The sequence below is a fragment of the Williamsia serinedens genome, assembly GCF_024171725.1.
GTDB classification, from domain to species: domain Bacteria; phylum Actinomycetota; class Actinomycetes; order Mycobacteriales; family Mycobacteriaceae; genus Williamsia_A; species Williamsia_A serinedens.
The window spans coordinates 165,702-186,582 of sequence record NZ_JAMTCG010000002.1 but is presented as its reverse complement, the minus strand read 5'-3'; the positions used below and the strand labels follow the sequence as shown (position 1 = coordinate 186,582).

20 protein-coding genes and 1 pseudogene are annotated in these 20,881 nt (G+C 70.2%); 7 read left to right on the top strand and 14 right to left on the bottom strand.

Annotation, left to right across the window (positions count from 1 at the left end; genetic code table 11):
* Positions 1-2: 2 nt before the first annotated feature.
* The 4 genes from LX12_RS04390 to LX12_RS04375 form a co-directional block, all read right to left on the bottom strand.
* Positions 3-1,028: a sigma-70 family RNA polymerase sigma factor gene (locus LX12_RS04390; RefSeq protein ID WP_253653319.1), complete on the bottom strand. Its 1,026-nt coding sequence runs from the start codon at positions 1,026-1,028 to the stop codon at positions 3-5.
* Between the two features lie 61 nt (positions 1,029-1,089).
* Positions 1,090-1,746: a hypothetical protein gene (locus LX12_RS21890; RefSeq protein ID WP_301284188.1), complete on the bottom strand. Its 657-nt coding sequence runs from the start codon at positions 1,744-1,746 to the stop codon at positions 1,090-1,092.
* A gap of 1 nt (position 1,747) precedes the next feature.
* Complete coding sequence (gene sfnG / locus LX12_RS04380; RefSeq protein ID WP_253653318.1) at positions 1,748-2,854, bottom strand: dimethylsulfone monooxygenase SfnG; 1,107 nt, start codon at positions 2,852-2,854, stop codon at positions 1,748-1,750.
* Between the two features lie 34 nt (positions 2,855-2,888).
* Positions 2,889-4,070: an LLM class flavin-dependent oxidoreductase gene (locus LX12_RS04375; protein ID WP_253653317.1), complete on the bottom strand. Its 1,182-nt coding sequence runs from the start codon at positions 4,068-4,070 to the stop codon at positions 2,889-2,891.
* A 508-nt stretch (positions 4,071-4,578) separates the two neighbouring features.
* Between LX12_RS04375 and LX12_RS04370 the strand changes: the two genes are divergently transcribed.
* Positions 4,579-5,757 carry an ROK family transcriptional regulator gene (locus LX12_RS04370; protein WP_253653855.1) on the top strand — a complete coding sequence of 393 codons (1,179 nt, stop codon included), beginning with the start codon at positions 4,579-4,581 and terminating at the stop codon, positions 5,755-5,757.
* Positions 5,758-5,776: 19 nt separating this feature from the next.
* On the opposite strand, the gene LX12_RS04365 is transcribed toward LX12_RS04370, so the two are convergent.
* The 5 genes from LX12_RS04365 to LX12_RS04345 all read right to left on the bottom strand — a co-directional run bounded on the left by LX12_RS04365 (position 5,777) and on the right by LX12_RS04345 (position 10,123).
* Entirely contained in the window at positions 5,777-7,045 is a 1,269-nt protein-coding gene (locus tag LX12_RS04365; RefSeq protein ID WP_253653316.1) for an MFS transporter, read from the bottom strand.
* A gap of 81 nt (positions 7,046-7,126) precedes the next feature.
* Positions 7,127-7,975, bottom strand: a complete 849-nt coding sequence (locus LX12_RS04360; RefSeq protein ID WP_253653315.1) for an ABC transporter permease — start codon at positions 7,973-7,975, stop codon at positions 7,127-7,129.
* Positions 7,972-8,967, bottom strand: a complete 996-nt coding sequence (locus tag LX12_RS04355) for an ATP-binding cassette domain-containing protein (protein WP_253653314.1) — start codon at positions 8,965-8,967, stop codon at positions 7,972-7,974. Before LX12_RS04355 ends, LX12_RS04360 begins: the two co-directional genes overlap by 4 nt.
* Positions 8,968-9,132: 165 nt before the next feature.
* Entirely contained in the window at positions 9,133-9,417 is a 285-nt protein-coding gene (locus tag LX12_RS04350) for a hypothetical protein (RefSeq protein WP_253653313.1), read from the bottom strand.
* 10 nt (positions 9,418-9,427) lie between these two features.
* On the bottom strand, positions 9,428-10,123 hold the full coding sequence (locus tag LX12_RS04345; protein WP_253653312.1) for a hypothetical protein: 696 nt from the start codon (positions 10,121-10,123) through the stop codon (positions 9,428-9,430).
* 129 nt (positions 10,124-10,252) lie between these two features.
* Here LX12_RS04345 and LX12_RS04340 point away from each other — a divergent pair, with 129 nt between their 5' ends.
* Positions 10,253-12,259, top strand: a complete 2,007-nt coding sequence (locus LX12_RS04340; RefSeq protein ID WP_253653311.1) for an SDR family oxidoreductase — start codon at positions 10,253-10,255, stop codon at positions 12,257-12,259.
* Here the strand turns inward: LX12_RS04340 and surE are convergent.
* Positions 12,250-13,047 carry a 5'/3'-nucleotidase SurE gene (surE, locus tag LX12_RS04335; protein ID WP_253653310.1) on the bottom strand — a complete coding sequence of 266 codons (798 nt, stop codon included), beginning with the start codon at positions 13,045-13,047 and terminating at the stop codon, positions 12,250-12,252. The genes LX12_RS04340 and surE overlap by 10 nt on opposite strands.
* Positions 13,048-13,108: 61 nt before the next feature.
* On the opposite strand from surE, the gene LX12_RS04330 reads away from it, so the two are divergent.
* The gene (locus LX12_RS04330; protein WP_253653309.1) at positions 13,109-13,933 is read left to right on the top strand and encodes a DNA-formamidopyrimidine glycosylase family protein; all 825 of its coding nucleotides are present in this window, start codon (positions 13,109-13,111) and stop codon (positions 13,931-13,933) included.
* Between the two features lie 83 nt (positions 13,934-14,016).
* Here the strand turns inward: LX12_RS04330 and LX12_RS04325 are convergent.
* A pseudogene (locus LX12_RS04325) lies at positions 14,017-14,823 on the bottom strand (enoyl-CoA hydratase).
* Between the two features lie 115 nt (positions 14,824-14,938).
* Here LX12_RS04325 and LX12_RS04320 point away from each other — a divergent pair.
* The 4 genes from LX12_RS04320 to LX12_RS04305 are packed head-to-tail and all read left to right on the top strand — an operon-like array spanning position 14,939 to position 18,024.
* Positions 14,939-15,364: a TOBE domain-containing protein gene (locus tag LX12_RS04320; protein WP_253653308.1), complete on the top strand. Its 426-nt coding sequence runs from the start codon at positions 14,939-14,941 to the stop codon at positions 15,362-15,364.
* A complete protein-coding gene (gene modA / locus LX12_RS04315; RefSeq protein ID WP_253653307.1) occupies positions 15,361-16,146 on the top strand; it encodes a molybdate ABC transporter substrate-binding protein in 786 nt (261 codons plus the stop codon). The genes LX12_RS04320 and modA overlap by 4 nt, the downstream gene beginning before the upstream one ends.
* 22 nt (positions 16,147-16,168) lie before the next feature.
* Positions 16,169-16,963: an ABC transporter permease gene (locus tag LX12_RS04310; RefSeq protein ID WP_253653306.1), complete on the top strand. Its 795-nt coding sequence runs from the start codon at positions 16,169-16,171 to the stop codon at positions 16,961-16,963.
* A complete protein-coding gene (locus LX12_RS04305; RefSeq protein WP_253653305.1) occupies positions 16,960-18,024 on the top strand; it encodes a sulfate/molybdate ABC transporter ATP-binding protein in 1,065 nt (354 codons plus the stop codon). The genes LX12_RS04310 and LX12_RS04305 overlap by 4 nt, the downstream gene beginning before the upstream one ends.
* Positions 18,025-18,027: 3 nt before the next feature.
* Here the strand turns inward: LX12_RS04305 and LX12_RS04300 are convergent, their stop codons facing one another.
* From LX12_RS04300 to LX12_RS04290, 3 genes are all read right to left on the bottom strand, one after another.
* Positions 18,028-18,597 carry a dihydrofolate reductase family protein gene (locus LX12_RS04300; RefSeq protein ID WP_253653304.1) on the bottom strand — a complete coding sequence of 190 codons (570 nt, stop codon included), beginning with the start codon at positions 18,595-18,597 and terminating at the stop codon, positions 18,028-18,030.
* Between the two features lie 63 nt (positions 18,598-18,660).
* Entirely contained in the window at positions 18,661-19,623 is a 963-nt protein-coding gene (locus tag LX12_RS04295) for an adenylate/guanylate cyclase domain-containing protein (RefSeq protein WP_253653303.1), read from the bottom strand.
* The gene (locus tag LX12_RS04290) at positions 19,620-20,801 is read right to left on the bottom strand and encodes a TetR/AcrR family transcriptional regulator (protein ID WP_253653302.1); all 1,182 of its coding nucleotides are present in this window, start codon (positions 20,799-20,801) and stop codon (positions 19,620-19,622) included. The genes LX12_RS04295 and LX12_RS04290 overlap by 4 nt, the downstream gene beginning before the upstream one ends.
* Positions 20,802-20,881: the final 80 nt, after the last annotated feature.

The following is a 20,881-nucleotide window of genomic DNA, read 5'->3' as shown; positions in this document are numbered from 1 at the left end:
CCTCAGGCCTGCATGGTCGCCGACGCCGGCGGCCGTGCGGGCAGGCCGAAGCGCGCGAACAGTGCCTCGGTGTCGTCGTCGAAGAAGACCACCGCGTGGTCGACGGTGCGGCCGTCGGCGGACAGCTCGAGGACCTGCAGCTGGAACGGCAGGTGTTCGCCGGAGTCCTTGTCGAGCATGTAGAGCCCGAACGCCTGCTGGCCGTTGGCGACGGTCGGCAGCAGGATCTGGTCGCCGGCCTTCTCCGCGGGGCAGTTCTTCCGGATGAGGGTGCCGATGGCCTCCCCGCCCTCGTACCAGCCGGTGAACGGGGGCATCTCCCAGATGGACCTCGCCGTGAACATCTCGACGATCGCGTCGACGTCGTAGTCCTGGAACGCGGCGACGTAGCGCGCGAGCGTCTCCCGCTGGATCGTGTCGTCGGGCTCGCGCGTGGAATCCCTCTGCGGTGCCGTGTCTTTGACCTGCTGGCGCGCGCGTTGGAGCAGGCTGTTGACGGTGGCGACTGTCAGGTCGAGCGTCGACGCGACCTCGGCGGCGCGCCACTGCAGCACGTCGCGCAGGATCAGCACGGCCCGTTGGCGTTCCGGCAGGTGCTGCAGTGCCGCGATGAACGCGAGCCGGATGGACTCACGCGAGTCGACGACGGTCGCCGGGTCGGCCGTGTCCGCCGGCGACACCTCATCGGTGCCGGCCCACGGTTCGAGCCACGGCACCTCCTTGTCGACGACGAGGGTGTCGCTCGGGTCGTCGGCGTCGCCACCGAGTCCCGACGGCAGCGGCCGCTTCTTCTTGCTCTCCAGGGCGGTGAGACAGGTGTTGGTGGCGATCTTGTGCAACCACGTGCGGACCGACGCGCGCTGGTCGTACCCGGCGTAACCCCGCCAGGCGCGGATGTACGTCTCCTGGACAAGGTCCTCGGCGTCGTGGTGACTGCCCATCATCCGGTAGCAGTGCGCCATGATCTCGCGCCGATAGGGCTCGGTGATCTGCAGGAACTCGGCATCGGTCGACATCGAGGTCGTCATGCCTGAGGAGCCTAGAACAGGGATCGGACATCCGGCAGGGTTCGCGACCCGGCCGCCCCGGTCAGGGCGAGATACGACCGGTGAGGGCCAACCCGCCGAGGACGTCGAGGTCGGTGTCGGCGTCGGAGACGCCGGACGCACCGAGGTCGACGAGGGCGTGCGAGGTGTCGGCCGCGGCGCGGGAGGCCAGGACCGAGGCCGTGGACACGGCGGCGACGGCCTCGTCGCGCAACAGCGCGGGCTCGTCGGCGCAGGTGCGCACGGCGTCGACGGCGGATCCCGCGGCGGCCAGGGTGGCCTCGGCGGCGGACACCGCCACCGACAGCTCGCCGAGGCGGCGCCGGGCAGAGCTGTCACGACGACCGTCCCGGACGGTGGCGACGGCACCGTGGAGCGCCGCGGCGGCGGATCCCGCCTCGAGCGCGATGTCGAGCAGACGGGCGACGAGGTCGTCGCCGACGGCGTGGTCGTTGGCGAGCAGCGACCGCCGCACCCGGCGGGCGAGGTCGAGATGGGACACCGCGACGACGCGGACCACCTCGGCGGCCGTCGACGGCGCGATGCCCCCGTCGGCCGGCAGCACCGTCAGGTCGAGCAGTCCCGACTCCTGCAGCCGCACCGACGCCCCGGGACCACGACACCCGCCGAGGACGCGCGCGACGTCCACGGGCTCCAGGGGTGCGTCGGTCCGGGTCGTCGGTGCGGCTGCGAGAATCATGTCAGGCCGGGACCTTCTGCGAGGCCTCGATCTCGCGGACGAGCGGCAGGACCTTCTCGCCGAAGTACTCGATCTCCTCCTGGAAGTGCAGGAAGCCACCGAGGATGAGGTCGACGCCGAGACGCTTGTAGGCGACGATCCGCTCGGCGATCTGCTCCGGGGTGCCGATCAGCTGCGTCTTGAAACCGTCGTTGTACTGGACGAGGTCCTCGAACTTCGAGTCCGCCCACATGCCCTTGCCGTCCGAGGTCGACTTGCCGGCCTGCTGCACCGAGTCCCGGAAGCCCTCCACCGCAGGCTTGTTCGCCTTCTCGATGATCTCGCGCAGGGTGTCGTGGGCTTCCTTCTCGGTGTCGCGGGCGATGATGAAGCCGTTGAGACCGAACTTCGTCGAGCGGTTGTGCGCCTGCGCGACCGACCGCAGGTCCTCGATCTGCTCGGTGACGCCGTCGAAGTCCTTGCCATTGGAGAAGTACCAGTCCGCGAACTGCCCACCGTTGCGGCGGGCCGCGGTCGAGTTGCCGCCCTGGAACAGCTCGGGGTTCGGACGCTCGGGCGTGTTCAGCGGCTTCGGCTTCAGCGTGAAGTCCCGGATCCGGTAGAAGTCGCCGGCGAACTCGACGTTGTCCTCGGTCCAGATCTTGCGGATCACCTCGAGGAACTCCGCGCTGCGGCGGTAGCGCTCGTCGTGCTCGAGCCACGGCTCGCCGAGGGCCTTGAACTCACCGGAGAACCAGCCGGAGACGACGTTGATGGCGAAGCGCCCGTTGGACAGGTGGTCGGCGGTGGCGCCGAACTTCGCGAGGACGGCCGGGTGCCACAGGCCGGGGTGGATGGCCGCGATCACCTTCAGCTTCTCGGTCGCCATCAGCAGCGCCAGCGAGAACGACGTCGACTCGTGCTGGAACTCCGCGCCGTAGGAGGCCATGTAGCGCACCTGCGAGAGCGCGTACTCGAACCCGACGCGCTCGGCCGTCTGAGCGAGCTTCTTGTTGTACTCGAACTCCCAGTTGGTCCGCTGCTCGATGTCGCTGGTGACCAGCCCACCGCTCACGTTGGGAACCCAATAGGCGAACTTGATCTCGTCGGCGATGCCATCGGTGCTCATGTGTGTCTTCCTTGTCGGTGATTCGGAACGGGTCTCAGGACGCGCTCGCGGGCTCCAGGGACGAGAGGAAAGCCGTTCCCGTGCGCCCGGTCTCGGGGGCGGGGTCGTCGTCGAGTAGTCCCCGTCGGGCCAGTGCCGGTCGGACACCCTCCCCGACGTGGTACGCCTCCTCCAGGTGGGGGTATCCCGAGAGGATGAAGTGGTCGAGACCGAGAGCCGCGTATTCGGCGATGCTGTCGGCGACCTCATCGTACGAGCCGACCAGCGCGGTTCCCGCTCCGCCGCGGACCAGGCCGACCCCCGACCACAGGCCCGGGTGGATCTCGAGCGACCGCGCGTCGCGGGACGTCACGAAGTCGTCGCCACCGCCGTGCAGTTCCCGCATCCGACGCTGGCCCTCGGATTCCGAACGGGCCAGCGACGCCTGCGCCTGCCGCACGACCGCGGGGTCGAGGGCGTGGAGGAGCCGATCGGCCTCGGCCCACGCCGCCTCCGACGTCTCCCGCGCGATCACGTGCAGACGGATGCCGAACGTCGGGGAGCGACCGACCTCGTGTGCGAGGTCGCGGATCCAGCCGATCTTGGCGGCGACCGCGGCCGGCGGCTCACCCCACGTGAGGTAGGTGTCGGCGTGACGCGCCGCGACAACGCCGGCGGCGGGTGACGAGCCACCGAAGAAGATGGGCGGCGCCGGGTCGGGGCGGCGCGGGATGTCGGCGTTCTCGACGCGGATGTGGTTGCCGTTCAGCGTGACCGGCTCGGAACCGGTCCACAGTCGGTGCAGCACCTCGAGGAACTCGCCGGTCCTCTCGTACCGGGCGTCCTTGGTCAGGAAGTCGCCGTAGGCACGCTGCTCCGAGCTCTCGCCGCCGGTGACGACGTTGATCAGCAGGCGCCCCTTCGACTGCCACTGCAGCGTCGCGGCCATCTGCGCGGTCAGCGTGGGGCTGACGAGTCCGGGGCGCGCGGCGACCAGGAACTTCAGCGTGTCCGTGGCGTCGGCGAGCAGTGCCGCGGTCAGCCACGCGTCCTCGCACCACTGACCGGTCGGGATCAGGACAGAGGAGAAGCCGTTGATCTCGGCCGCGCCGGCCAGTTGTTTGAGGTACTTCAGGTCGGCCGGGCGGTCGCCGCGCATGCCGCTGCCGTGGCCGCCGGCGATGAGGTCGCGGGAGTCCCCATAGGTCGGCAGGAACCAGTGCAGGTCCACGGGCACGCGGCATCCTTCCGTCGTCGGGTCGAGGTCGCCGTCCAGTGTGGCGTGCGGCTTCTCGCAGATGCCGACTTTTACGCGCCGTGAGCGAAACCCCACCGCGCTGACCTGCGACATCCCGCCTTTGCCGCCCCTGGTTCGCCTTGCTAGATTCAGCGACATGCCGAGCACGACGTCGTCCATCCCGGAGGTCACCTACGTGATCACCGCGCTGGGCTGCCGTCTGCCGTTCGCACGTCTTCTCTGTCGCACGAATCTCTGAACCCGCCCCGGTCCGTCCGCATCCCGCGTGACGCCGGTTGTCAGACATTCGCGTTCACATCCCTGCACGTCGCGCAGGATGTGGCACATTCGACAGGACATCTCCATGACCGCATCGCTCGACCACGTCACCACCCGCCGCCGGCCCGCCGGCCCCCGTCCGCTCTACGCCGGAGCGCGGACGCGACCGGGATCCCGACCACTGGCCATCGGCGCGGCCGGGGGCCCGCTGACGACGAGGACACCGGTCATCCACATCGCGACGCCACAGCTGCAGCTGTCGACGAAACCGTCGGCGGTCGTCCTGCGCATCGCCCGTCTGCAGGGCCCGATCTTCCGCGACGACGCCGCGGCCCAGTCCGGGTTGTCCATCTCGACGGTGAACCGGCAGGTCAGCGCATTGCTGAAGGCGGGCATCGTCCGTGAGCGCGCCGACCTCGCGCCGGCCGGCGCCATCGGCCGTCCGCGACTGCCGTTCGAGGTCAACACGATCGACTTCCTCACCGTGGGCATCCACATCGGACTGAAGGTCACCGCGATCACCACCCACGACCTGCAGCACCGCGTGGTCGGGGCCATCCAGATCCCCACCCCGGTCGGTGACACCCCGGAGCAGACCCTGACGGCGATCGGGCTGTCGGCGCGACGGTTCGCGTCGCGGTGGCCGTCGCAGCGCGTGCTGTGGACCGGTGTCGCCATCGGCGGTCGCGTCGCCGAGGGCGGCCTCGTCGACCATCCCCGGCTGGGCTGGTCGGGCGCGCCGGTCGGTCCCGTGCTGTCGCAGACCATCGGCCTGCCCGTGTCGGTGGCCTCGCACGTGGAGGCGATGGCCGCGGCCGAACTGCTCGTCAACCCCGAATCCCTCTCCGACGGGGACGGTCCGGGCAGCTTCCTGTACTTCTACGCCCGCGAGATGGTCGGCATCGCGTTCACCGTCGGCGGCACCGTCTACACCCCGACCGCCGGCCCGCCGGTCATCGGACACTTCCCGATCGGCGCGACCACCTGGCTCGACCCGGACAAGACCGGGCGCCTCGAGCCCGCGGTCAGCGACACCGGCATCGTCGACGCCGCCCGCGCGGCCGGACTGGCGGCCGAGCAGGTCGAGGACGTGCACGCCGCGGCGGCGTCGGGCAACGAGGCCGCGTCGGCGATCCTCCTGGAGCGTGCCGAGGTCCTCGGCCGCACCGTGTCGCTGATCGCCGACATGTTCAACCCCGACCACGTCATCCTCGGCGGGCAGGCGTTCACCGACGCTCCGTCGACGCTGCCCGCGGTGGCCAAGGCCGTCCGGTCGACGCCCGCGGCGGCCAACCGGGACGTCCGTGTCACCCGCGCCGGTGCGTCGGTGCAGCAGCAGGCGGCCGGGGCGGTGTCGCTCGACGCGGTGTACAGCGACCCGCTCGCCGCCCTCGCGCTGACCGCCTGATCGGGCGGAGACGGGCGCGTCAGACCAGGTCGGGTGCGCGTTCCGACGTGGCGGCGGTGAAATCGACGGCGGTGGCCTGCGATCCCACCGCCGTCAGCACCGCCACCGCGACGGCAGCGAGGGCCACGGTGGTCGCGAGTGCGGCCGGATAACCCCAGGTCGACGAGAGCTGCTGTTGCAGTGGCAGGTTCAGCGCTGCGATCACGTTGCCGAGCTGGTAGGTCACCCCGGGGTAGAACCCGCGGATGGCGTTCGGCGACATCTCCGACAGGTGCGCCGGCACCGCGGCCCACGCGCCTTGCGTCGTCGCCTGGACGAGGAACGCGCCGAGACACAGCATCCCGGCCGACCGGGAGTAGGCGAAGACCGGGATGATCGGCAACGTCAGGAGCGCGCCGACGATGATGGCGCCCTTGCGCCCGATGCGGTCGGACGCCCATCCGAGGATCAGGCCTCCGATGATCGCGCCGACGTTGTAGATCACGGCGATCCACGTGGCCGTCGTCGCGTCGAAGCCCGCACCACGGTTCTCCGTCGACTTGAGGAATGTCGGATAGATGTCCTGGGTGCCGTGGGAGAGGAAGTTGAACGCGGCCATGAGGATGACGAGGTAGACGAACCGCCGGAGGATCGTCGGGTCGAGGAAGACCGTCCGGACCGACGTGTTGTGGCGGGCGAGGGTCTCCTTCGTGGTCACCCACACCTCCGACTCGGACACGCCGAGCCGGATGATCAGGCTGACCAGCGCGGGCAGCAGGGAGAAGGCGAAGATCCACCGCCAGCTGAGGTCCAGCCAGGAGTGCACGAGCAGGTAGGCCAGGGACGCGAGGAGGTATCCGCCCGCGTACCCGCCCTGCAGCACACCGGAGAAGAACCCGCGGCGGTGCGCCGGCACCTTCTCCATCGACAGCGCCGCGCCCAGTCCCCACTCGCCGCCCATCCCGATGCCGTAGAGCAGTCGCAGCACGAACAGGAACCAGTAGTTCGGCGCGAACGCGCAGAGGAACCCGACGACGGAGTAGAAGCAGACGTCGACGATGAGCGGTGTCCTGCGACCGATCTTGTCGGCCCAGATGCCGAAGAGGTACGCACCCACCGGGCGCATCACGAGGGTGACCGTCGTCAGGAACGCCATCTTCTCCAGGGAGACCCCGAAGTCGTCGGCGATCTCCTTGTAGACGAGGACGAGGATGAAGTAGTCGAACGCGTCCATCGTCCAACCGAGGTAGCTGGCGGCGAACGCGGACCGCTGATCCCTGTCGAGCTTGTCGCCTGCCGTGGCCCGCATCAGACGGGCTTACCGCACGAAACCCGGTGCACACCAGCGTGTGCACCGGGTTCGTCCGCTATGCGCGGATTGTCGCGACGGTCAGTCCGAGGTGCGCTTGGTGTACGCGCGCAACGCGAACGGGGCGATGACGAGGGTGAGGGCGACCGACCACAGGACGGTCGCCAGCACCGGGTGGTGCAGCGGCAGCGCGGCGCCGGGTGCGGCGTCGGGGCCGTTGCCCCACAGCACCCGCAGGGCCTGCACGAGCGACGAGATCGGGTTCCATTCCGCGATGGTGCGCAGCCAGGTCGGCATCGGCCCGGTGGGGACGAAGGTGTTGGCCACGAACGTGATCGGGAACAGGATCGTGAACATCACCCCGTTGACGGCCTCGACCGAGCGCATCAGCGAGCCGACGAAGATGCCCCACCAGATCATCGCGAACCCGAACACCACGATGAGCGCGAAGGCCAGGATCGCCTCGCCGACGTTGCCGCGGATGCGCCACCCGATGAGCAGACCCGTCAGCGCCATGACGGCGATGCCGATGGACGAGTGGAGCAGCCCGGCGATGCTGCGTCCGATGAGCACCGACGACCGGTTGATGGGCAGCGACCGGAAGCGGTCGATGATGCCCTTCTCCAGGTCCCCGCAGATGCCGGTCGCGACGATGAACGCCGAGAACACGATGGTCTGGCCCATGATGCCGGGGAGCAGGAACTCCTTGTAGTCGACGCCACCGGTCTGGGTGATCGACGCGCCGAACACGTAGGCGAACAGCACGACGAACATGATCGGCTGCACCGTCACGTCGGCGAGCATCTCCGGCATGCGCTTGGTGTGGATCAGGTTGCGCTTGACCATGATCCAGGACTGCTGGAGCACGGTGGTGCGACGGATCTCGGGCGCGGCGAGGGACAACGCGGGGGGTGTGACGGTGGCGGTCATGCCGGGACCTCCTGCTGGGCGTCGGTGGTGGGTTCGGCACGGTGACCGGTGAGGGAGAGGAACACGTCGTCGAGGCTGGGTCGCGACAGCCCGATGTCGTCGACGGCGATGCCGCTGTCGGTGAACCAGCCGATGACACGGTTCATGTCGGCGAGACCGTCGGCCGGTGCGGTGAGACGACGAGCCCCGGTGTCGACGAAGACGTCGCCGCCGGTCTTGCGCAGCAACGCCTCCGCGGCCGGGATGTCGTCGGCATGCGACACGGTGAGCACGAGGCTCGCCTTGCCGGCCTGCTCCTTGAGGTGCAGCGGGGAGCCCTGCGCGATGACCTTGCCCTTGTTGATGACGACGATGTCGTCGGCGAGCTGGTCGGCCTCCTCGAGGTACTGCGTGGTGAGCAGCAGCGTGGTGCCCTGCGCGACGAGGCCGCGGAGCACGTCCCACAGCTCGGAGCGGCTGCGCGGGTCGAGGCCGGTGGTCGGCTCGTCGAGGAAGAGGACCGGCGGGGCGGTGAGCAGGCTGACGGCCAGGTCGATGCGGCGGCGCATGCCCCCGGAGTACGACTTCACCGGTCGGTCGGCGGCGTCGCTGAGCGAGAACTGCTCGAGGAGCTGGTCGGAGATGCGGCGCAGGTCGCGACGCCGGATCCCGTAGAGGCCGCCGATCATCGACAGGTTCTCGCGGCCGGTGAGCAGTTCGTCGACGGTGGCGGCCTGGCCGGTGAGACCCATGGTGCGGCGGACCGCGTGGGGCTCGGCGACGACGTCGTGGCCGGCGATGCGGGCGGTCCCCGACGTCGGTGCCGTGAGGGTGGTCATCATGCGGACGGTCGTGGTCTTGCCGGCGCCGTTGGGGCCGAGCAGGCCCAGCACGCTGCCCCGCGGCACGGAGAAGCTGACGTCGTCGACGGCGACGGCGTCACCGAACTTCTTGACCAGGCCGATCGCCTCGATGGCGGGGGTGTCGGTCGCGGTCGGGGCAGGGGTCGACATGGCGGTCAGGGTATCGACGGAGTCGGACAAATCGCCATCGGTTTTCGTGCGGGGTGGGGTCATCGGGAACCTCTCGGACTTCGCGGGCGTCACGGGTTCTGACCGGTGCCGGGATCGGAACTCATCGGTGATGTCGTCGCGGGTGTCCGATTTCCGTCGGTCCGCTCAGCGGTCGAGGTAGAACTGCGCGATCTCGGTGCCGACGGCCGCGACGTCGGCCGCGGTCGTCGCGTCGACGCCGTCTCGTTCGATGAGTGCCGCGGCCAGCTCGTCCCCGCGGATCCCGTCCTCGCGGATGAGGCCCCACGCCCGCTCCATCAGCCGCACCGATGTCGGGTGGTCCAGGTCGGGCCGGGTGGACCGCAGGGCGGTCGCGGCCCAGTCGGCGTCGAAGGTCCCCCGAGGCGGCCCGAACACCCGCTCACCCGAGGAGTAGCTCTGCGGTTCCACCCTGTCGACGCTAGCGGGTCGAGGGACCCGCCGGCGATCGCAGCATCAGCACGCCGAGCGCGAGGACCGCGACGCCGCGGGGTGCCTCGTAGACGAACCCGGACAGGAACTGGGTGGCCGGGATCGGGAGGAAGAAGCCGAGCATCCCGAGGGTCGTCAGCACACCGATCCAGCGCGGGACGATCCGCGACCGCAGCAGTCCGACACCGAACGCGGCCATCCCCGCGAGCATCACGACCCCGCCGACCCCGTTGACCGCGCCAAAGGCGGAGGTGCCGAGCATGGAGTCGTCGTCGGCGATGAGCCCGGCGGTCGCCGGATCGGCGGCGAGGGGGTGCGCGACGAACACCTCGACGACGAGGTGAGCCCCCGCGGACACCAGGTTCCCCAGCAGGTAGGCGACGAGCCCGACCGATCCGAGACGACCGATGCGGCCGGACAGCCAGGCGTGCAGCACCGGTAGTCCGAGGATCAGCAGGACCGTCCCGACGGCCAGCAGCACCTGGGCGCCGGGGGACAGCGGGGCGGTGAGGGCGTCGACGGAGTGGGACCGCCCGTCGACGATGGGGTGAAGTGTCCCGCCGGCGATGCAGAGGGCGCCGCCCGCGATCAGCGCTGCGCCGCCGGCGCGGACGCGGGTCGTCGGGTGGAACCCCTGGCGGTCCGGGAGGTCGGTGGTCACGACAGCCTGTGCGATCGATGTCATGTCCGGAGTCTCACCAGGATCACTGGGAAGCCGCTGGGACGGCGCCCCGATCTCGGCAACCGCCTGTGAGCGGGGTGTCGGGTGGGCGACGATGGAGGGCAACTGATGCCCGCACGACACGGAGGTGTGATGTCCACCTACATAGTCACCGGCGCGACGGGGTTCCTGGGTCGACGGGTCGTGGCCCGCCTGCTGGAACGGGAACCCGACGCGACGATCCACGCCCTGGTCCGCGCCTCGTCGGTCCCGCGCATCGAGCGTATGGCGGCGGACTGGATCGGTGGCGATCGCGTGACACCGCTGGTGGGTGACCTGACGCAACCGGAGCTCGGACTCGGTGACGACGCACCCGAGGCCGACCACGTCGTGCACCTGGGCGCGGTGTACGACATGACGGCCAGCGCCGCCGAGTCGGAGGCCGCCAACGTCGCCGGCACGAGTGCCGTCATCGACCTCGCCCGTCGACTCGACGCGACGCTGCATCACATCTCGTCGGTCGCGGTCGCCGGCGATCACCGCGGCCGGTTCACCGAGGACGACTTCGATCTCGGCCAGGGACTGCCGTCGCCGTACCACGAGACGAAGTTCATGGCGGAGAAGATGGTCCGCGAGGCGGTCGGGCTGCGGTGGCGCGTCTATCGGCCTGCGATCGTCGTCGGCGACTCCGAGACCGGCGAGATGGACAAGATCGACGGCCCGTACTACTTCTTCACCGCGCTGCGGCTCTTGGCCCAGCTGCCTCATCTGCTGCCGACGCTCGTCCCGAACATCGGCGACACCAACATCGTGCCGGTCGACTACGTGGCCGGCGCCATGGTCGAGCTGATCCACGGTTCCTCCGATCTCGACGGTCGCGCCTTCCACCTGGTGAACCCGCGGCCACAACCGGCGACGGAGATCTTCGGTGCGCTCGCCCGGGCCGCGGGTGCGCCGACGGTCGTCGGGGCCATCCCCGAGGCCATCTCCACGCGTGCGCTCGCGGCGACCGAGCTGCCCGGGATCAAGATCGCCCGTGATCTCTTCCTGGACCAGATCGGCATCCCGCCGGTGATCCTCGAGCACATGGCGTTCCCGTCGGTGTTCGACTCGTCGGCGACGCAGCGCGAGCTGGCCGGGACGGGGCTGACGGTGCCGGAGTTCTCCACCTACGCCGACGTGCTGTGGGACTACTGGTTGCACCACCTCGACCCGAACCGCGCCCGTCGTCCCAGCGCCGAGGGTGAGCTCGCGGGACGGCGCGTGATGATCACGGGCGGGTCGTCGGGCATCGGTCTGGCGACAGCGCACAAGGCCGCGCGGCGCGGTGCGCGTGTCATCCTGATCGCCCGGGGCGCCGAGGATCTCGAGGCCGCGGTCGAGGAGATCCGGAAGGCCGGAGGCGACGCGTACGGCTACCCGTGCGACATCACCGACGACGAGTCCGTCGACATCACCGTCAAGCGTGTGCTCGACGAGCACGACCACGTCGACTTCCTCGTCAACAACGCGGGCCGGTCCATCCGCCGTGGCGTGGTGCACTCGACCGAGCGCATGCACGACTTCGAACGGACCATGAGCGTCAACTACTTCGGGGCGGTGCGCCTCGTGCTCGCGCTGTTGCCGAGCATGCGCGAGCGACGGTTCGGACACATCGTCAACGTGTCGTCGATCGGCGTGCAGACGAAGGTCCCGCGGTTCTCGGCCTACGTCGCCAGCAAGGCCGCGCTCGACGCGTTCAGCGACGTGATCTCCTCGGAGCTGCACGACGACGGCATCACCTTCACCTCGATCAAGATGCCGCTGGTGCGGACCCCGATGATCGCGCCGACCACGATCTATCAGTCGCTGCCGACGTCGTCCCCGGACGACGCGGCGGACATGGTGATCCGTGCGCTCGAGAAGCGGCCGGTCCGCATCGAGACCCCGGTCGGCACGATCGCCGAGTTCACCGGCATCTTCGCCCCGCGCTTCAAGAACCTGCTGCTGCACCAGGCCTACCGGCTGTTCCCGGAGTCGGCCGCGGCGAAGGGGGAGAAGCCGCCGGTCGAGAGCGCACCGTCGAAGAAGGGGTCCCGCCCGCCGGTGCCGGTGCCGAACGCGACCCTCCCGGAGTCGGCGAAGCGGATCGCGCGCTTGATCCCGGGTGTCTACTGGTGAGCGGCGATCCGGTCGGTGAGATCGGTCGCGACCGCGGCGAGATGGTCTGCGGCTGAGGGTGTCCCGACAACCGGGACCACCGACAGGCTGATCCGTCCCGAGCGCAGGACCGCGGTGTCGGTGCCGGGTGCGGGCTCGGGTCCCGGCTCGAACGCGAGCTGGTACTCGGGGCCGTCGCCGGCGTAGCCCATCCGTCCCATCGGCAGGTGGTCGGCGCGCGCCGCGGCGGCGGTGAGCGGTCGCGGCGCGTCGGCGTCGGGGATGTTGATGTTCAGCACCGCCCCGTCGGGGACGACGTCGGCCGGCGTCCGACCGTGGAGCAGGGCGACCACGGCGACGACCGTGTCGTCGAAGAGTTCGGTCGTGGGCGTGGTGTCCCACGCCATCAGGGTCGACACCGCGATCGCCGGTGTGCCGAACCCGGTGGCGCACACCGCGGCCCCGACGGTCCCGGAGAAGTGCACGGCCTGACCGGCGTTCGCCCCGGCGTTCGCGCCGGAGACCACGAGGTCGGGGCGTCCGCCCAGCGTGGTCTCGAAGACGTGAGTGAGACCGAAGATCACGGAGTCCGCCGGTGAGCCGCCCACCGCCCACACCGGGTCGTCACCGCGCGGGCGGGTGACGGTGAGCTTCCCGGTCGGCGAGATCCGGGCGCTCGCCCCGCTCTGGTTGTCCGCGGGGGCGACCACGACGACCTCGTGACCCGCGGCGCGCAGACCGTCGGCCATCGCCGAGATGCCGGGCGCCTCCCAGCCGTCGTCGTTGGTCAGCAGGATGCGCAGGCTCATGTGCTCGACGCTATCGGGCGGTCGGGGGCGTCGCTGGCCTCGGGGCGGGCACGATGGTGACGTGCCCGAAGGTGACAGCGTCTACGTCGCCGCCCGCAAGCTCGACGTCCTCGTCGGCCGGACGGTGACCCGCGGAGAGCTCCGCGTCCCCGCGCACGCCACCGCGGACCTCTCGGATCACACGGTCCTCGGCCTCGACACCCACGGCAAGCACCTGCTGACTCGGTTCTCCGACGGGCTGACGCTGCACACCCACATGCTCATGACCGGCAGTTGGACCGTGTCGCGCCAGGGCAAGTGGTTGCCGCGGGACATGATGCTCGACGTCCGCGTGCTCCTGCGGACCGCGGGACCGGGCGGTCGCGACGGCCCGGCGGCCTACGGGGTGACGATGCCGATCGTCGAGCTCATCCGCACCGCCGACGAGCACACCGTCATCGGGTACCTCGGGCCCGACCCGCTGCGTGCGGACTGGGATCCCGACGAGGCCGTGCGGAGGATGACCGCCGAGCCCGACCGTGCCGTGTCTGCGGTCCTGCTCGACCAGCGGTGCGTCGCCGGGTTCGGCAATCTCTGGGTCAACGAGCTGTGCTTCCTGCGGGGACTCAACCCGTGGACGCCGATCGGCGACGTGGACGTCCCCGCGCTGCTGCGTCTGGGCCGCAAGGCCATCCACCACTCGGCGACGGTCCCCGGGGCGTACCAGGTCACGACGGGCAACACCCGTCGCGGAGAACAACACTGGGTCGCGGGCCGTAAGGCGAAACCCTGCCTGCGCTGCGGCACGCCGATCCGTGTCGTCGACGAGGTCCCGAACGATCCCGAACGCCGTCGCACCTGGTGGTGTCCGCACTGTCAGCCGGGACCGGACGGACCGCCCGGCTGATCGTCAACTCGTCAGAAACGTCTGACATACGTGGCTGGAGGGCATATTGCCCTCTGCTCGCCTCATGCGGACGTTTGTGACGGTCAGTCCTGGAAGACCGCCGGACGCTTCTGTTTCCGCGCCTTGACGGCCTCCTGGAAGTTCCCGGTGAGCAGTCGGATGAACAGCTGGCCGACGCCCTCGGCGTGCATGTGCGAGGTGAGCGACGAGGCGTCGAGACCGGCCCACAACGTCTTCTTGGTGAGCTCGATGCCCGGGCGGCTCCAGCCGGCGATGGTCTGTCCCTAACCGACGGCTTCGGCGACGACGTCCGCCTCGTCGACGACCCGGGACACGAGCCCGATGCGGTCGGCCTCGGCGGCGTCGACGTCTCGGCCGGTCAGCATGATCTCGAACGCCCGTGACGATCCGATCGCACGCGGCAGCAGGTAGCTCAACCCGAGCTCGGATGCGCTGAGCCCATTGTTGATGCCGGCGGCGCGAAAGTACGCACCGGTGGCCGCGACGCGGATGTCGCACGCCAGCGCGAGACACAGCCCACCGCCGATCGCCGCGCCGTTCACGGCCGCGATCACCGGCTGGTGCATCCCCCGCAGCGTGGTGACCAGGTCGTCGAGGAGTTCCATCATCCGCAGGGCGATCGTCGGCGTGGTGAGGCCGCCGATGTGCGGGACGTCCGGGACGTCGCCACTCTGGTCGGCGCCGGAACAGAAGCCCTTCCCGGCGCCGGTGAGGACCACCGCGCGGACCGACGTGTCGTCGCTGAGGCTCCGCAGGGTGTCGCGCAGCGGGATCATCACCTCGAACGCCATCGAGTTCATCCGCTCGGGGCGGTTCAGAGTCACCACGGCGACGTCCGGGACGGGGCGGCCGACGAGCACGAAGTCCATGCCCAATGAGAACACGTTCTCGTTTTGGCGGGAACGTTTGATCTCGCCAACGGTCAGTAGACCGCATCTGCGGATCGATACGGTTTGTGTACCCGCATCTGCGTAGGATCTCTTTGTGGCACCCATTCGCGTCCGACGCGCAGCCGAGCTGCTCGGCGTCAGCGACGACACACTGCGCCGGTGGATCGCGCACGGTGACGTCGCGTCGGACACCGACGACGCGGGAAGGACCGTCGTCGACGGCGCCGACCTCGCCCGGTTGGCGAGCCGCCGGGCGCCCGAGCCGCCGACGGACGGCACCGGCGTGGGGCGATCGGCGCGCAACCGGTTCGTCGGCCTCGTCACCGACGTCCGGTCCGACACGGTGATGTCGCAGGTGACCATGCAGTGCGGTCCGTTCGAGGTGACGTCGCTGATGAGCACCGACGCCGTGCGCGACCTGCGTCTCGAGATCGGTGTCGTCGCCACCGCCGTCGTCAAGGCCACCACCGTCATCGTCGAACGACCCGAACCCATCCGCCCCGGCGAAGAGGACTCATGATCACTCGCTCCACCTCCCGCATCGCCGCCGCGATGGCTGTCGTCGCGCTCGGCGCGGGCGCCTGCTCGTCGGGCGGTTCAGAGCCGGCGGCGACCTCGTCGTCGGCGGACGCGCCGGTGACCCTCACGGTGTTCGCGGCCGCGTCGCTGAAGAAGGGCTTCACCGAGATCGCCGCCGACTTCCAGAAAGCGCACCCGAACGTCACGGTGAAGACCACCTTCGACGGCTCCTCGGCCCTGGTCACCCAGATCAAGCAGGGGGCGACCGCCGACGTGATCGCGACTGCCGACGAGAAGACGATGGCCTCGCTCGGCGACACCGCCCTGAACCCGACGACGTTCACCCGCAACGTCCTCACGATCATCACCGCATCGGGCAACCCGAAGCGCATCGAGTCGGTCCGGGACCTCGCCCGGTCCGGGGTGACGACCGTCCTCTGCGCACCCCAGGTCCCCTGCGGCAACGCCGCGGCCACCGTCGAGCGCAACACCGGCGTCGACATCCGCCCGGCCAGCGAGGAGACGTCGGTCTCCGGTGTCGTCACCAAGGTGACCACCGGCCAGGCCGACGCCGGACTCGTCTACACCTCCGATGCGAAGGCGGCCGGATCCGCGGTCACCGCTGTGAACGACCCCGCGTTCGCCGCGGTGGTCAACGAGTACCCGATCGCGACGGTCAAGGGATCGCAGCACGCAGGCGAAGCCCGCCAGTTCATCGACCTGGTCACCGGGAGCACCGGTCAAGACGTGTTGCGAGAGTTGGGCTTTGGCGGAGGGCGGTGACGCGTCACCGGGGCGCGGCGCGGTGAGGCCGGCGCGCGGCGTCCCGGGATGGCTGTACCTGCCGGCGCTCGTGGGATTCGCGCTCGTCGTGATCCCGCCGATCGCTCTGACGCAGCGGCTGCCGTGGCGTGACTTCTGGTCGTCGATCACCTCCGAGTCGTCGCTGCAGGCGCTCGAGCTGAGTCTGCGGACCGCCGTGATCAGCACGGTGCTCTGCCTGCTGATCGGTGTACCGATGGCGATCGTGTTCGCGCGCAGCGACGGCGTCGCGCTGCGCGTGGTGCGCGCGCTCGTCCTCCTGCCCCTGGTCCTGCCGCCCGTCGTCGGCGGCATCGCGCTGCTCTACGCGTTCGGCCGTCGCGGGCTGATCGGTGAGCACCTGACCGTCCTCGGTGTCGACATCGCCTTCTCGACGACCGCGGTGGTCCTCGCGCAGACGTTCGTGGCGCTGCCGTTCCTCGTGATCAGTGTCGAAGGCGCACTGCGGGTCTCGGGGTCCTCCTATGAGCAGGTCGCGGCGACGCTGGGTGCGGGGCCGACACGGACACTGGTCCGCGTCACCATCCCCCTCGTGGCCCCGGCATTGCTCAGTGGCCTGGTCCTCGCGTTCGCGCGGGCGATGGGGGAGTTCGGCGCGACGATCACGTTCGCGGGCAACGCACCCGGGGTCACGCAGACCGCGCCGCTGAAGATCTACGTCGACGAGATCAACGACCCGCAGCAGGCGCTGCCCCTGTCGTTCGTCCTCATCGTCGTCGCGCTGGTCGTGGTGGTCGCCGTGCACCTGCGCCGCCCCGGACGACAGCCCGTCCTGTGACCGGACTGTCCGTCCGGGCGACGATGGTCGCGCCCGACCTCGACGTCGACGTCTCGGTGCCGGACGGGACGACGGTCGCCGTGCTCGGACGCAACGGGGCGGGCAAGAGCAGTCTGTTGCATGTGGTCGCCGGGCTCCTCCGGCCGACCTCCGGGCGGGTCGCCGTCGGGGAGAGGGTCCTCGTCGACGCGTCGACGTTCGTCGCGCCCCACCGACGGTCGGTCGCGCTCCTCGGGCAGCAGCCGAGACTGTTCCCGCACATGACCGTCGCCCAGAACATCGCGTTCGCACCGGCCGCCGCCCACCGACCGCGGGCCGAGGTCCGTCGCCGCGTCGCGGAGTGGGCGGAGGCCGTCGACGTCGCAGACCTCCTGCGGCGCAGACCCCATCAGCTCTCGGGCGGACAGGCGCAACGGGTCGCCGTCGCGCGGGCTCTCGCCGCCGACCCCGACGTCCTCCTCCTCGACGAGCCGTTCGCCGCGCTGGACGTCGACGTCGCCGCGCGGCTGCGCGCGCTGGTGGGCCGTGTCCTCGCCGACCGCGGGCGGGTGGCGCTCCTCGTCACCCACGACCTCGTCGACGCGGTCACGCTCGCCGACGAGGCCCTCGTGCTCACGGACGGCCGGGTGACCGCACACGGGCCGGTTCGGGAGGTGTTGTCCAGGCCCACGGACGATTTCGCGGCACGTCTGGCCGGACTGAACCTGGTGTCGGGCACCTGGGACGGCGAGGCCGCTGTCGACGGTGACGTGCGCGTCGTCGGCACGCCGGAGGACACGGTGCGGGCCGGGGCCCCGGTCGTCGCCGTCTTCGACCCGTCGGCGGTCGCGGTCTACACCGAGCGCCCCGGCGTCGGCAGCCCCCGCACGGTGCTCGCCGCACGCGTCGTCGAGGTCGCGCCGGTGGGGTCGCGGGTGGCGGTTCGCTGCGCTGTCGCCGACCGTGAGATCACCGCCGAGGTGACCTGGGGTGCGGTCGCCGAACTCGGTCTCGCGGCCGGCGCCGCGGTGTGGGTGACGGTGAAAGCCGGTGAGGTGCAGGTGCACCCGACCGCACGATGATCCTCAGTCCGCGTGGACGACGTCGAACACCTGCTTCTGCACGCCGTTGCCGTAGACGGCGTGCTCGACGAGCGTCAGGCGCTCCATGTCCTTGTCGGCCGAACTGAACAGTCGCTTGCCCACACCGAGCAGAACCGGGAACACCAGCAGGTGGTAGCGGTCGACGAGGCCGGCGTCGGCCAGCGAGGCACCCAGGGTCGCGCTGCCCTGCACCAGGATCGGTCCGCCGTCGGTGTCCTTGAGGCGGGCGACGTCGTCGAGCGAGCGCAGGATGGTCGCCGGCCAGCCGTCGTCGTCGGTCTCGAGGGTCGTCGAGACCACGTACCGGGGCAGGGTGTTCATGTGGGCGAAGTCGTCGATGGTCGGCCACACCGGGGCGAACGCCTCGTAGGACGTGCGCCCGAACAGCAGGATCTCCGCCTCCTGCTGTTCACGGCCCTTGATCTCGTAGGCGGCCGGGTCGAACTCGACGGACTGCATCGTCCACCCCGAGTTGCGGTAGCCGGGTTCACCGCCGGGCGCCTCCATGACGCCGTCGAGCGAGACGAACGCGGTGACGATGAGCTGTCGCATGGGAACTCCTCCGAAGAGCCGGGTGTGTCTGTCAGTGGAGTAGACCGGGTCCGGCGGGAGAACTCATCGCGTGGTGTCGGCGGGTACGTGGTCGCGGTTGAACTCGATCACGCGGGCCTTGAGGTGCCGGTAGCCGCGGACGCTCAGCGTGCCGATCGACTTGAAGAAGAACCGGTCGTCCTCGACGACGTCGGCCAGGGCGGCATCACACAGCGACGTCCCGGGGCGCGCGGACCCGGTGAGCCGCGCCGCGATGTTGACCGGTTCGCCGAACACGTCGCCGAACCGCGTGAGCACCCGCCCGTAGGCGAGACCCACACGCAACGGCGGGATGTCGTCGATCTCGGAGATGCTGTGCAGTTCGAGTCCGATCTCGACCGCGGAGGCCGCGTCGTCGACGGCGAACATCACGGCGTCGCCCAGGGTCTTGATCACCTGGCCGCCGTGCTCGGTGACGATCTCGCTGGCCTTCACCTCGAACGTCTCGAGGAGGGTGTTCAGCTCCTCCATGCCGATCTTCCGCGACAGGCTCGTGTAGCCGACGATGTCGCAGAATCCGATGGTGAGGTCGTGGCGTTCGTCGCCGTTCGCGCCGCGGTCGGCGGAGAGGTTGCGCAGCGCGGCCGCCAGGTGACGTCGCCAGATGAGGGTCTGCACGCGTCCCATGGCTCGGGCCATCTGCGGCATGCTGATGTCGTTGTCCGGGTCGTTCGCGAGCTCGTGCAGGCGGTAGGCCTGCCAGTCGGCGAGGCGGGACATGGTCTGTCCGATCGACCGCGCCGCGGCGACGGTGGTGCCCTCCGGGGCCGACGCGTAGGCCGCGATCACAGTGCCCATCGCGGCGAGGTCGTCCTCGGTGAAGATGGCCTCGTCCCGGTCGTCGTGGGCGAACCCGAAGGCCCGCCAGAGCTCGTGGGCGAAGTCGGCGTCGACACCCAGTTCGCCGATCGCCTGGTCCCGGGTGAACACCGGTGGTCCGCCGAGCAGTGCCTCCTCGATGTCGGAGAACGATTCGCCCACGCTCACAGTCCCAGGACACCTCTCATCAGACAGGCGAGCTGCGCGGGCAGCTCGGGCCGCATCCGACCGCGGCGCATCCGCACGGCATCGTTGACGATGCTGAGCGCGGCGTGCACGGTGACCGCGGCCTCCGCCGGGGCGAGACCGGGCTCGATCTCCGTCACCAGCGTGACCCAGCGTCGCACGTAGTGGTGCTGCACCGCGAGGAGATCCTGCGCGTCGGTCTCCCGCAGGACGGGACCGTTGTTGAACGCCACGGACAGGTCCGGCGTCTGACCGATCACCGTCACATAGGACTCGACCAGGGCGCCCAGGAACTCCGCCGGCGTCTCCGTGACCGCCCGTGCCGCCATCGCGCCCGCCTCGAGCCGCGCCGCGCTGCGTCGACCGATGTCGACGAGGATCGCGACCTTGCTCGGGAAGTGCTTGTAGACACTCGGACCGGTGATGCCGACGGCCTCGCCGATCTCGTCGACGCCGACATGGCCGTAACCACGGCGCTCGAACAGATCCGACGCGGCGTCGAGGATCTCCTCCCGACGGCTGTCGGCGGGGGTCCCGGGCAGTGTGGTGTGGGTGAGCGCCGGCGCGTCGCCCAGCGGCACCGCGACGGTGCGCCGGACCAACTCGACCAGGCGCGCCTGCGCCCGACCGACGGGGATCCGTGTGCTGTGCGCCGACGTGCTTCCGACGATCGACAGCACCGCCCACGCGATGAGGCGGGTCGCCCGGGCGTCGAGATCGTCGCGGTCGAACGTGAGGGCGGCGGCCCAGCGGTCGAGGATCTCCCCGGTCCGTCGACGGACGTGGGCGTTCTGTTCGTCGGAGAGGAACACGCCGTTCCAGCGCCAGAGGATCGCGGCGTCGGGCCGGTGCAGGCCCATCCGACAGGCCGCCTCGATCAGTGCGTCCCGCTGCGCCTGCGGATCCGTCGCCGGCACCGACAGGGCGCCGTCGGTGCAGGCCTGCAGGTCGTCGACGCGCGCCATCACCGTCTCGGCCAGCAACGCCTGCTTGTCGGCGAAGTGGCGGTAGACGCCGGGGGCGGTCACACCCGCCGCGCGGGCGACGTCGGCCACCGACACCCGCGCGTAGCCGCGCTCGGCGAACAGCGCCGCCGCCGCGTCCAACAGGACGCGGCGGCGGTCGGGGTGTCGGCGTGACCGAGCGGGCGCGGCAGTCATGGTGAACCGACACTAGCGCACGGCGAACAGTCGGCGAACCTTGTGAGCACCGGCTATGGCGGCGTAAGTTATCGCGCGTT